Origin of the sequence: Methylibium sp. T29 (assembly GCF_000576205.1) — a bacterium.
Taxonomy (GTDB): domain Bacteria; phylum Pseudomonadota; class Gammaproteobacteria; order Burkholderiales; family Burkholderiaceae_C; genus Methylibium; species Methylibium petroleiphilum.
The window spans coordinates 1-11,785 of the sequence record NZ_AZND01000105.1 but is presented as its reverse complement, the minus strand read 5'-3'; the positions used below and the strand labels follow the sequence as shown (position 1 = coordinate 11,785).

Below are 11,785 nucleotides of genomic sequence, written 5' to 3'. Positions count from 1 at the left end.
CTGCTCCAGCACCGGCGCCAGCAGCGTCGGGCGCGGCACCAGGTCGCGCCGTGCGCGCGGGATGCGGTGCTTGCTGGAATGGGGGGCAGCGGAGGCGTTGCGGGTGTTGTCCATGGACAGCAGCGACAGCGGCGGCGGCAGCGGCCACCGCAACAGCGCGGAGGGCTGCCCGATTCTAGGAAGCCGGCACGCCGCCGCGGCGCGAAGAGCCATCCGCGTGCGGCGATGGCGCCATGGCTCTCCGGAGCGATGCCGGCGCGGCGGTGGCTCGCAACACTGGCGGCTCCTTCCTTTCCATATTCCTTTGTTCTGACGGACCCCCATCATGCGCACCACCCCACCCCGTTTCGACATCTACGCACCCATCCACAAGGCGCTGCGCCTGTTCATGACCGACACGCTGCAGCGCCTGGGCCGGCTGGACCTGGACGACCCGCAGGACCTGGCGGCCGGCCTGGGCCAGCTGGACACGCTGCTGGACGCCGCGAGCAGCCACCTGCAGCACGAGAACGATTGCATCCACCCGGCCCTCGAGGCGCAGCAAGCCGGCGCCAGCCAGCGCATCGCCGGCGAACACCGCGAGCACCTGGACACCATCGCCACGCTGCGCGCGCACGCCGCCGCGCTGCGTGCCGCGCCCGAGGCCGCGGCGGCACACCGGCTGTACCGCCAGCTGGCCGCCTTCGTGGCCGAGAACTTCGAGCACATGGACATGGAGGAGACCCGCCACAACCAGGCGCTGTGGGCCGGCTACAGCGATGCCGAACTGCAGGCGATCGAGCACCGCATCCTGGCCGGCATCGGCCCCCAGGAGATGAGCCTGTGGCTGCGCTGGCTGATCCTGGCGCTCAACCCTGCGGAGCGCGCGCAGCTGATCGCCGGCCTGCCGCCCGCGGCCCGCGAGCCGGTGCTGGACTCGGCGCGCGCGCTGCTGGACGATGGGGCATGGGGCAAGCTCTGCAGGGCGCTGGGGCGGAAGGTGGCGCCGGGCCTGGTGGAGGCTTGAGGGAACAGCAACACCGCGAACCCATGCGCAGGGATCGAGCAGCGAGTCATTGCTGCAGGGCGACGCGATCTTCGAGTAACCTGAGCGGATGGTTCGTCCTTGAAGCCGTTCGAACGCGACAAGGCCTGCGACTGGCAGCGGACAGGGAGAGCAGTTTGATGGCGCACTTTCGACCCCTCGTCATCGCGCTCGCTGCAGCGCCTCTGCTCGCAGTGATGCCTGCCACGGCGCATTCTCCTCAGGCGCCTGCCGCGCCGGTGGCGGCAGACGCCAAGGCGGCCCCTGCCGAGGTCCTCTTCCGCAATGTTCGGGTCTTCGACGGCAAGACGGCCCGGTTGACGGCCCCGTCCAATGTGCTGGTCAAGGGCAACAGCATCGCGGCGATCGGCGAAGCTGCTGCGTCCTCCACCGCCACCGTGATCGACGGGGGAGGCCGCACGCTGATGCCCGGCCTGATCGATGCGCACTGGCACTCCATGATGGCGGCGATCCCGCTGAAGGACGGGTTGTCGGCACACCCGGGGTTCATCAACATCGTGGCGGCGGGAGCGGCCAAAGACACGCTGATGCGCGGCTTCACCAGCGTGCGTGATCTCGCAGGGCCTGCCTGGGGCTTGAAGCGCGCCATCGACGAGGGCGTGACGCCGGGCCCGCGCATCTGGCCTTCGGGCGCGATGATCTCGCAGACCAGCGGCCATGCGGACTATCGCGCGTTCAGCGACCTGCCGCGCTCTCCATCGTCGCCACCGCATTCAACCGAGGTGATGGGTGCGGCGCGGATCGCCGACGGACCGGACGAGGTGCGTCGCGCCGTGCGCGAGCAGTTGATGATGGGCGCCAGCCAGATCAAGCTGGCGGCCGGCGGCGGGGTGTCCTCCAATTTCGATCCCCTGGATGTGGCGCAATACGGCGAGGAAGAGTTCCGTGCCGCCGTGGAATCGGCGGAGAACTGGGGCACCTACGTCGGCGTGCATGCATACACGCCGCGTGCGATCCAAGCGGCGATCAAGGCCGGTGTCCGCGTCATCGACCATGGCCAGCTGATGGACGATGCCTCCGCCAAGCTCATGGCAGAGAAGGGCGTGTGGTTGTCCATGCAGCCCTTCCTCGACGACGAGGACGCGAACCCTTTCCCGGAAGGTTCGGCGAACCGGGAGAAGCAGCTGGAGATGACCCGCGGGACCGACTCGGCCTATGCGCTGGCCAAGAAGTACCGGCTGAAGACGGCCTGGGGCACCGACACGCTGTTCGACGCCAAGCTGGCGGCGCGGCAGGGTGCGCAACTGGCGAAGATGGTGCGTTGGTACACGCCGGGCGAGGTGCTGGTGATGGCGACGGGCACCAACGCCGAACTGCTGGCGCTGTCGGGCAAGCGCGCCCCCTACAAGGGCCGCCTCGGCGTGGTGGAAGTGGGTGCGCTCGCCGACCTGCTGCTCGTCGATGGCGATCCGATGGCCGACATCAATCTCCTTGCCGATCCGGAACGGCGACTGCTGGTCATCATGAAAGACGGCAAGCTGTACAAGAACCGCCTGACCCACTGAACAAGGGGCTTGGCGGCGGGCTCCAGCACCTGCCACCGCTTCGCCGATGGTTTCCGGTGCAGCCCCGAGCACACATCCGAGGAGTCAGCGTGACCGGTCAGGCGCCGCAGGGCTGGAAAAGGGCCTTCTCCATCGAAGTGCGTCACGCCGGCTTCGATGAGGCGGGGGCCTCCGTGCCCGTCGCGTGGCAACTGGTGGAGCCGCCTCCGGCACGGCTTTCAGCGTTGGGGCTGATCTGCCGCGCTGAGCACCAGGGACTGTCTGTCTTCGGGTCCGAGGGTTCGGGCGGCGACACCACGGTCGACCTGCTGTTTCAACTCACCGCGACGGACCCCGCGTTCTTCGCGTACACCGACATCGACCGCGCGGACGGGGACTCCACGCTGTGGTTCGACAGCACCACGGCTCCTACCCCAGACGGCGGCAGCGGCAGCACTCGCAGGCTGCATGAGGGCGCGACCGTCTCCGCGGCCGACCGGGCCGCACGGGACGCGCTGCCCCTGCAGCGCTCGATCACGCAGCACGTCCCGAGTTCGCTCCTCGGCTACGTGCGCATCCGGTGGTCGTCGGCCGACTCGCCAGGGACGGCCTGGTTCATCGCCTTCGATGCCCGCGCGGTCGTCTGGAGGTATTCGGTGCATGGCGCTGCGGGCCGCGCCCTCTTCATCCGCGACGCGGAGGGCCAGGTCGATTTCGAGCCGGCCACCGCCACGCTGGCGCCGGGCCCCACCGACACCGTGATCCTGCGCTCCACGGCGGCGATTCCGTTGACGCAACATGCGCTGCGCCACTTCCAGCTCATGGAGGTGACTCCTCACGGTGAGCGGTTGCTGATCCATCGTCTGCCCGCCCCATCGCCGAGCGCCTTGGTCAAGGAAACGGTGAATGGCCGTGTGCTCACGGTGGCCGAGATCGATGTCGATCTCTGAGGGCGAGCGTGCGATTGCCGGGCAGCGATGTGGATGAAGGCTTGGAGACCTCGGGACAGGCAGAAATCTGATCGACGGGCGCTGCGGACGAGGACAGCCTTCCCGCGAACCACAGTCGATTGGCCGCGCGACTACAGACTCACCGCGACTTCAGCCCGAAGGGCCGCTTCCTGGTGCGGCCGCGAATTGGCACTCGCGGCCAGTTCCTGCCGCTCGTGTCCGACTGCTTTGGCTGAATCTGGCCCACAGTGCAATGGACGACGACGCCGCCGAGGCGCGCGGGCGTCCCGCGCTTGTCATCGGTGGCTGTTCGCTGGGCCCGTCGCTTCAATGGCAACGTGGTCGACGCCTTTCCGCGAGAACCGCGATGCCGCGCGCCGATAGTCGGCCGTCATTTGCGGCGTCATCAACTCGAGCATCACCGTGTTCTCGATCCAGAACTCGATGACGTGGTTCGTGCCGCGCGACAGCTGGACGGCGCGCCAGCCCTCGCGACTCGCCAGCGCAAAGATCCCGGTCGCGTCGAGCGCCACCGACACTGCGGCATGGGTCGCGACGTAGGGTGACGCGTCGGAGACATGACGAAAGTTCGCCTGACCCTGGCCCGCATCGGGGAACATCTCGGTGCCGACGGGATACACCTCGATGGCGGTGCCGTGCTCGTCGCCCGCCCAGGCGATGAACGAATCACGGTAGGGACCGAAGCCGGTGAGCGTGCCGCCGAACATCTCGGTCAGCACCGAGGCCACGTGCCTCGGGTCGCGGGCGGGCAAAGACAGGTGGTGAATCATTGGGCCCCCAGCGGATCGGCGACGGCCTGCGGCGCCGGCAGAAAGACCGGCTCCCACGCATCCTGCAACCGGCTGGCGACGGCCGGGTCGTCGTTCATCACCGGGCCGAGCAGCGCGAACAGCGACTCACCGTGCAGCGGCAGCGCGTCCCATCCCGCGGCAAGTGCGCGGCCGGCCTCGTCGCCGAAGAGATGCCAGACCAGCGCCATCGTGCTCGGGTGGACCGTGCCCGCACCGCCCGAGGAGAAGATCCGGTTCTCCGCGTCGATCTTCCACGCCCTGCGCGGCTGGACGACGCGGGTGCCTTCGGCCGGCAGCCTGCGCGACAGGGTGGCCGGCGAGGTGACTTCCAGCCCCTGCAGGACGCCGGCGCGTGCAGCACCGCCATGCCGGCGCAGTTGCCGGCGATCCAGCGGCCCTCGGCGCGATGGGCGCGCAGGAAGTCCAGCAGCATTGGGTTCAGTGACTGCGCGCCGGCGCCGATGCCGCCCGGAATGTAGACCAGGTCGAACCGTTCGTCGGACTCGATCTTCCGGTCGATGTGGACGCGGGTGCCCATCTGCGTGGCGACGCTGCTGCCGCCCTGGAAGCTGCCGAGCACGACGTCGAGCTTTTCGCCACGGTTGGCCATGGTCCATGCCTGGGCCTTGAACAATTCCCACGGAATCAGCAGATCCTGTTCTCCCGCGTTGGGGAATGCCAGGACCAGGATGGAGCGGATCGTCTTCATGATGTTGGGCCTTGTGACCAGAGGATGAATAGGCGCGTGCGCTTGGTCGCGGCGCTCGGCCCGAGATCGGAGCAACGAAGGAGCTGTTCAGTCGCGCGCCGTCGGCTTGGTGCCAGCGGCGGGCTGCAGCAGTTCGCTGAAATCAGCCGCCGCCTTGCGCAAGGCCAGTTGGGCCGGCGCAAGCCGGCTGAAGCGCACCTTCATGTCGGACAAGGGAGTGAAATAGCCCAGCGAAAGTGCCGCCAGTTGCTGGCCGGTGTCGGGTGCAAGGGCCTCGATCTCGACGGCCGCGCCACCGCGGTCGAGTGGTGCAAACAGCAGCAGCGCGGAAACGGCATTGAGGGACGGCGAAACCGTCTCGACGCGCGTGATGGCTGCGCGCAGCACCGCCGGGTGTCCCGTCTGTGCGCGCGGCAGCGTGTGGACACGTTCGAGCAGTGCGCCGCGCAGGTGGCCGAGCAGGGCGCGACGCTCTTCTTCGGTGATGTCGGTCCCCGTGTCGGCGCGCCACTCGATGGCGTCGATGGTCACTCGCGCAGGGTCGATGACCATGACTGAACGACTGCTCGCGGAGCCACGGTCGGCATCGGGCGTGAGCGCGGCGTAGCTGCTCAGGAAGTCCGCGCGCGGCGGGACCATCACCGTGCTGCAGGCGCTGGCGGCGGCCACGCAGGCGACCGCGATGGCGTAGCGGACGGCCGTCACGACGCACCCCCGCATTCGAGCTTGCCCATCGATCGGGTAACACAGCGGGCATTGCGCCGCGTTTCGGAGGCGGGGCCTGCTTCACCGTCGATGAGCAAGCCGATCTCGCCGCGCGTGAGGCCGATGTCCTTGAGCTGGTCATCGTCGAGCTGCCACAGGATCCTCGCGTCGTCGCGGTTCTGCCGCGCTCGCGCACGGCGTTCCATGAAGCGTTGCAAGGCACCCGTGATCGATTTCCACAAAGCCGACCCGGACCGGGCCACGGCGCCGTGACGACCCCCAGCTGACAGTTCGCTCGGCCGATAGACCAGCCCAGACAACTGCCACGCCAGCCGGCGCCGCACCGCGGACGGCCTCGACACTGTTGACAGCAGCAGGTTGCGCAGTCGGCGCAGGCCGGGGCGGGCGGCGGCCATGCGTGTCAGCCGATCGGTGAATGCGACGATCTGCACGGCCACCGGACGACGTTGCGCGCTGTAGGCGTCCAGCGCGCCCATGTTGCCCGCGAGTGCGGCGACGAGCGCATCGGCCAGCGTCACGGCATCCAGGATGCCGGCATTCATGCCCTGCCCGCCAGCGGGGCTGTGCACGTGCGCAGCGTCACCGGCGAGCAGCACGCGGCCGGCGCAGTAGGTATCGGCGATGCGATGGTGAACACGGAAGCGCGAGCTCCACAGCACTTCGTGGACGACCGCTGGCTCACGCTCGGGGCCGCGGGTGTCCAGCAACGCCTGCAAGAATGCCGCGTCGGCCTTGTCGGGCGCCTCGGCGACCGTGGCGACGATGCGGTGCACGCCGTCGGCCAGTGGAGCGACGACCACCATGCCGGCTGCCGAGAAATAGAGGATCACTTCGTCGCTGGGCACCGCACCACTCAAGCGCACATCGGCCAGAACGAAGGTTTCGCCGTAGCTGCCTCCCGTGAACGGGATGCCCGCCTGTTCACGCACGGCGCTGTGCATCCCGTCGGCACCCACGATGAAGCGCGCCGTCACCCAGCTGCCATCGTCCAGCAGCGCTGTTGCCTTCGCGTCGTCCTGCTTCAGGCCGATCAGCGTGCGCGGGCGCAACACCTGCCCGCCCAGGCCGAGCAGGCGCTCCAGCAGGATGCCTTCGGTGGTCGCCTGCGAGATCATCAGCGTATAGGGATATGCCGTCGGCAGGTCCTCGAACCCGATCGGCACCAGCACGCGGTCGCGATCGCGAATCGTGAAGCGCTTCGCCGGGATGCCGCGTGACACGAGCGTGTCCGTCACGCCCAGCGGTTCGAGCACTTCCAGCGTGCGGGCGTGGACAACCGCGGCGCGCGACGTGTTGGCACCGGCCGCCTGGCGATCGACGAGCAGGGTGCGCACCCCGCGGGTGGCCAGCGCAGTCGCGAGCGTGAGGCCGGTGGGGCCGGCACCGACGATCAGCACGTCGGTGTCGATGCCGGAAGCGGCGGAATTGACGGACGGAGATGCTTGCATGGTGCGGTCCTTCGGTCGGGTGGTGCGTTTGATCGCGGTGACCGAGAGGCTAGGGATAGCGGCCCGGCAAGTCGTGCCGGAGCGGTGTCGAAACGGTGTCGATCCCGTACAGTCCCACCACGCCGATCCCTTCGCGCCATGAACGAATCCCAGCCTCTGCTGATCCGTTTCGGCGACTTCGAACTCGACGAGGCGAACGCCATGCTCAAGCGCCACGAGCAGGCGCTGGATCTGCCGCCGCGGGCGTTCTCGGTGCTGTGCGAGCTGGTGCGGCGCCCCGGGCAACTGGTGACGAAGGACATGCTGCTCGACGCCGTCTGGGGGCATCACCACGTCAGCGAATCGGTGCTGAAGTCGGCCGTGCGGACGTTGCGGGCCGCTTTCGACGACGACGCGAGAGCGCCGAGATTCATCGAGACCGCCTCGCGGCGCGGCTACCGGTTCATCGCGGTGCCCGGCCCCGAGCGGCGTCCCACTTCGGTCGCTCGCTCGAACGACGGTTCGGCCGTGCCGGTCGTGGAAGCGCCGGCAGTCTCCGGGACCTCGGGCGGCACCCGGTTGGTCGGGCGCGGCGCGGCGCTGGATCGGCTGCATGCGGCGTGGGATCGCGCCCGGGCGGGGCAGCACCAGTTGTGCTGGCTGGCCGGCGAGGCCGGGGTCGGCAAGACGACCCTGGTCGACGACTTTGCGGCCTCGCTCGGCCCGGTCGCGTTCGCGCAGGGGCAATGTGTCGAGCAACACGGCCCAAGCGAGCCGTACCTGCCGGTGCTCGAGGCCCTGGCCACGCTGTGTCGCGCCGATCCCGCGCTGGCCACTTTGCTGCGCAGCGTCGCACCGACCTGGCTGCTGCAGCTGCCGTGGCTGTGCAGCGAGGCCGAGCGCGACAGCCTGCGCCGTGAACTGGCCGGCACGAGCCAGGCCCGCATGCTGCGGGAGTTCGGCGAACTGCTGGACCGCTGTACCCAGGACCGGCCGCTGCTGCTGGTCACCGAGGACCTGCACTGGAGTGATCAGGCCACCGTGACCCTGCTCAACCATGTGGCACGCCGGCGCGGCAAGGCCTGCTGGATGTGGCTGGCCACCTTCCGTGCGGCCGAGGTGATCGCCGAAGACCATCCGTTGAAGGCCGTGCGGCACGAACTGCGGCTGCACCGGCTGGTGGACGAAATCCTGCTCGATCCGTTCTCGGAGCGTGAACTGGCCGCCTATGTGTCGCGGCGGCTCGGTGGTATCGCCGGGTCCGAGTCCTTCGTGCAGGCGCTGCACCGCCACACCGACGGATTGCCCCTGTTCGTGGCGAACGTCGTCGACGAACTGCTGACCCAGGGCGCGCTGCATGCCGGCGCCGTGGTGCGTGACGCCCCGCTTGCCTTCGAGACGCTGTCGGTACCGGAGAGCCTGGCGGGCATCATGGAGCGGCAGATCCTTCGCCTTCCGGCCGACCAGATCGCGCTGCTGGAGGCTGCCAGCGCGTGCGGCGTCGAATTCAGTCCGACGGTGGTGGCGCAGGTGCTTGCGCGGAATGTCGACGAGGTGGCACGGCAATGCGACCTGCTGGCCGGACGACAGCAATGGCTGGTGCCGGCCATCGAGGAGCACGCCGCAGCCGACGCGGCGGCGCCCCGCTACGCCTTCCGTCATGCGCTGGTTCGTCATGTGTTCCACGACCGCATGGGCGCGCTGGCACGGGCTCAGCTGCACCGCCGTGTCGCGCTGGTGCTGGCCGGTGCTGCGGCATCCGGGGCCGTCGTCTCGGCCGCCGAGCTAGCGACGCAGTTCGAACTGGGGCAGGACCCTGACGCGGCGCTGCCCCACGTCGCAGCGGCTGCGGCCGCCGCGTTGCAGCAGTTCGCGCCGGCCGACGCCTTGCGCCTCGCCGACCGCGGGCTGGCGATCGCCCGTCGCCGCCGATCCGGCGCGTCGGGGCAGGACGTGCTGGCCACGCTGCACACCTTGCGCGGCGCGGCAGCAGCGCAGCTGGTGGGGGTCAGCGCGGACGAGACGCTGCAGTCGTTCGAGCAGGCGCAGGCGGCCCTGGGTGGCTTGCCGACACATCCGCTGCGCAGCATGGCGCTGCACGGGCTGGGGCTGGGGCTGTTCCTGCGCGGCGCACTCGCCCCGGCGCGCGAGCTGGCGCAGCGCAGCCTCGCGCAGGCGCTGCAACGCGACGACGCTGTGCTGGTGGTGACGGCCTGCGACCTGCTCGGGCAGATGCTCAAGCTCGAAGGCCCGCCGCTCGAAGCGATCGCCGTGCTTGAGCAGGGCATCCAGGCGGCAGCGGGGCTCGACGAGCAGACGCTGCAGACGGCCTTCGTGCTCGACCCGCTCGTCAACATGCAGGCCGCGCTGGCGATCCCGTTGCTGCTGGCCGGCTTCGACCAGCGTGCAAAGGTCCAGTCCGAGCTGGCGCTGGCACGTGCCCGGGCCCTGAAGCAGCCCATGGCACGCATGATTTCGACCTGGCTGGCGGCGCTGTGCGAACTGCGCCGCGACGACCGAGTCCAGGTTGCTGCCCTCGCGGCGCAGTTGAGCGCGATCACCGACGAGGGTGCGTTGGCGCATGGCGAAGGCCCCAGCCAGTGGTTCCGCGGCCTGGTGCAGGCCTGGTCGGACGCGCCTGCGGAGGGCTACGCACAGATAGCCCGCGCTTACAGACGCTACGCGCAGGTCGGCATGTCGTACGGCTCGTCGGAGGTGCTGGGCTATGCCACCGAGGCGTTGATCCTCGCGCGGGACGGCGCTCGCGCGCTGCAGCAGGCTGAAGAGGCACTCGACATGGCGGCGCGCCTGGAGGACCACTCCTACCGGGTCCGGCTGCTGCTGCTGAAGCGGCACGCTCTGCTGGCTCAAGGCGCGGAGCGAGACGCCGCCGCCGCCGCCCGGGAGGCCCTGGCCGAAGCTCGCCGCCAGCGATCCCCGTGGCTCGAAATGACCGTCCTGGTCGAACTCTGCGACGGTCCGCACGCGGACACCGGGGACGTCGAGGCATTGCGCAAGGTGGTCACCGGCATGCCGGCGGGCAGCACTGCACCGTTGATGAACCGCGCCCGCGCCTTGCTGGGCGACCGCTGAGCGGGGTATCGCCCGCGCACTCGACACCGAATCGACACCGATTCGGCACGACTGCCCGGCGCAGGGCGCTTACGCTGGCCCATCTCGATCGAACGCACCGCCATGACACTGAACGCCGTCCCCTCCCATCCCGGCAGCCTGTGCTACGTGCTCAAGCTGCACCGCGATTCGCGTCCCGCGCAAGGCCTGATCGCGGGCCTGATCGAACATGTCGCCACGGGCGAATCGGTCCCGTTCGACGATGCCGCGCAACTCGTCGCGGCGCTGCTGGCGCATGCGGCCACGGACGCGGCGCAATCCTGTCACCAAACCCGAGGGGAGCCGTCGTGATCCCGCCGTCGATGCGCACGATCTGGGAAGCGTATGGCGCTGCCATCGGGAGGGACCGCTCGTCCGACTTCTACGAGCCGTTCCACTTCCACGACAACAATCAGGGCGCCCTGGAACTCGCGACGCTGGTGCTGCAAGGCACCAAGCGCGGCAGTGCCAGCCTGGTCTGGACCTACGAGCACGACAACAAGCGGCCGCCGTGGCCCGGCAGCCTCAGCATCATGACCGACTGGCTCGGCACCCCGCTGGGCATCATCGAAACACGCACGATCGAAGCTGTCCCGTTCGACGACGTCACGGCGGAATTCGCGGCAAGCGAGGGGGAGGGGGATCTGTCGCTTCGATACTGGCGGCAGGGCCACTGGGACTACTTCACGCGAGAATGCAGGCGCATCGGCCGCCGGCCCGACCCCAGGATGCTCGTATTCTGCGAGCGCTTCGACCTGGTGTTTGCCATGAACCCCGGCGTCCCTCACGCCCCGGCCTCCTGAGCGTCCGCTCATCGGCAGGACGCAGGGCCGCTCCTACAACTGCTTTGGGTCGGAAGCGCCACTCCGCGTTGAACCCATCCGGTCGTTCATCGAACTGCTGGCCTCTCCGCGCGCCGAGCGCGCGACCCCAACCGTGAAGCAGTCGTACGTACGGGTTGACCAAGACCGAACGGCCGGTAGCCGCCGCCGCGGTCGTTCGCCCTCCCTCACCCCCACCGAACGCTGCATGCAAACCCGCTGAACGCCACCCCGCCGCGGCGGTGATGCAATGGCAGGCATGAGCACCACCACACCTGCCACTCCCCTGCCCGCCCTGTTCGTCTCGCACGGCTCGCCGATGCTGGCGCTGGAGCCGGGCAGCACCGGCCCGTTCTTCCAGCGCCTGGGCCGGGCGATCGACACGCGCTTCGGCCGGCCCAAGGCCATCGTCGTGGTGTCCCCGCACACCGCCGCGCGCCTGCCGCTGGTGCTGGGCAGCGCCCATCACCACGCGGTGCACGACTTCGGCGGCTTCCCGCCCGCGCTGTACGAACTGCAGTACGGCCCGCCCGGCGCACCCGCGCTCGCTGCGCGCGTGGCCGATCTGCTGGCCGCGCAGGGCATCGCCGTGCAGCCCAGCGACGAGGCCGGGCTCGACCACGGCATCTGGTCGGTGCTGCGCTTCGCGTGGCCCGAGGCCGACGTGCCGGTGCTGCCGGTGGCGCTGGCGCCGCATCAG

10 protein-coding genes and 1 pseudogene are annotated in these 11,785 nt (G+C 69.5%); 7 read left to right on the top strand and 4 right to left on the bottom strand.

The features are described 5' to 3' along the window. The first annotated feature begins 325 nt into the window (after nucleotides 1-325). The 3 genes from x551_RS13060 (at nucleotide 326) to x551_RS13050 (ending at nucleotide 3,479) form a co-directional block, all read left to right on the top strand. Nucleotides 326-1,006 (top strand): hemerythrin domain-containing protein, encoded by a 681-nt coding sequence (locus x551_RS13060; protein WP_036233090.1) that lies wholly within the window; start codon nucleotides 326-328, stop codon nucleotides 1,004-1,006. Nucleotides 1,007-1,263: 257 nt separating this feature from the next. After that, nucleotides 1,264-2,550, top strand: a complete 1,287-nt coding sequence (locus x551_RS13055; protein ID WP_231497673.1) for an amidohydrolase family protein — start codon at nucleotides 1,264-1,266, stop codon at nucleotides 2,548-2,550. A gap of 89 nt (nucleotides 2,551-2,639) precedes the next feature. Then, a complete protein-coding gene (locus x551_RS13050) occupies nucleotides 2,640-3,479 on the top strand; it encodes a hypothetical protein (protein WP_036233094.1) in 840 nt (279 codons plus the stop codon). A gap of 296 nt (nucleotides 3,480-3,775) precedes the next feature. Here x551_RS13050 and x551_RS13045 read toward each other — a convergent pair whose 3' ends face one another. The 4 genes from x551_RS13045 to x551_RS13025 form a co-directional block, all read right to left on the bottom strand. Beyond that, complete coding sequence (locus x551_RS13045) at nucleotides 3,776-4,219, bottom strand: hypothetical protein (RefSeq protein ID WP_152543512.1); 444 nt, start codon at nucleotides 4,217-4,219, stop codon at nucleotides 3,776-3,778. Nucleotides 4,220-4,266: 47 nt separating this feature from the next. Further along, entirely contained in the window at nucleotides 4,267-4,479 is a 213-nt protein-coding gene (locus x551_RS27415; RefSeq protein WP_036248864.1) for a hypothetical protein, read from the bottom strand. 608 nt (nucleotides 4,480-5,087) lie between these two features. Beyond that, nucleotides 5,088-5,705 (bottom strand): DUF3313 family protein, encoded by a 618-nt coding sequence (locus x551_RS13030; protein WP_237706386.1) that lies wholly within the window; start codon nucleotides 5,703-5,705, stop codon nucleotides 5,088-5,090. After that, nucleotides 5,702-7,174 (bottom strand): FAD-dependent oxidoreductase, encoded by a 1,473-nt coding sequence (locus x551_RS13025; protein WP_011829330.1) that lies wholly within the window; start codon nucleotides 7,172-7,174, stop codon nucleotides 5,702-5,704. The genes x551_RS13030 and x551_RS13025 overlap by 4 nt, the downstream gene beginning before the upstream one ends. A 138-nt stretch (nucleotides 7,175-7,312) precedes the next feature. Here x551_RS13025 and x551_RS13020 point away from each other — a divergent pair, with 138 nt between their 5' ends. The 4 genes and pseudogenes from x551_RS13020 to x551_RS13005 form a co-directional block, all read left to right on the top strand. After that, a complete protein-coding gene (locus x551_RS13020) occupies nucleotides 7,313-10,246 on the top strand; it encodes an AAA family ATPase (RefSeq protein WP_011829331.1) in 2,934 nt (977 codons plus the stop codon). 102 nt (nucleotides 10,247-10,348) lie between these two features. Next, on the top strand, nucleotides 10,349-10,576 hold the full coding sequence (locus x551_RS13015) for a hypothetical protein (RefSeq protein WP_036233098.1): 228 nt from the start codon (nucleotides 10,349-10,351) through the stop codon (nucleotides 10,574-10,576). Continuing rightward, nucleotides 10,573-11,067 carry an ASCH domain-containing protein gene (locus tag x551_RS13010; RefSeq protein WP_085984393.1) on the top strand — a complete coding sequence of 165 codons (495 nt, stop codon included), beginning with the start codon at nucleotides 10,573-10,575 and terminating at the stop codon, nucleotides 11,065-11,067. The genes x551_RS13015 and x551_RS13010 overlap by 4 nt, the downstream gene beginning before the upstream one ends. 277 nt (nucleotides 11,068-11,344) lie before the next feature. Beyond that, nucleotides 11,345-11,785, top strand: a pseudogene (locus x551_RS13005) (dioxygenase); the annotation flags it as partial.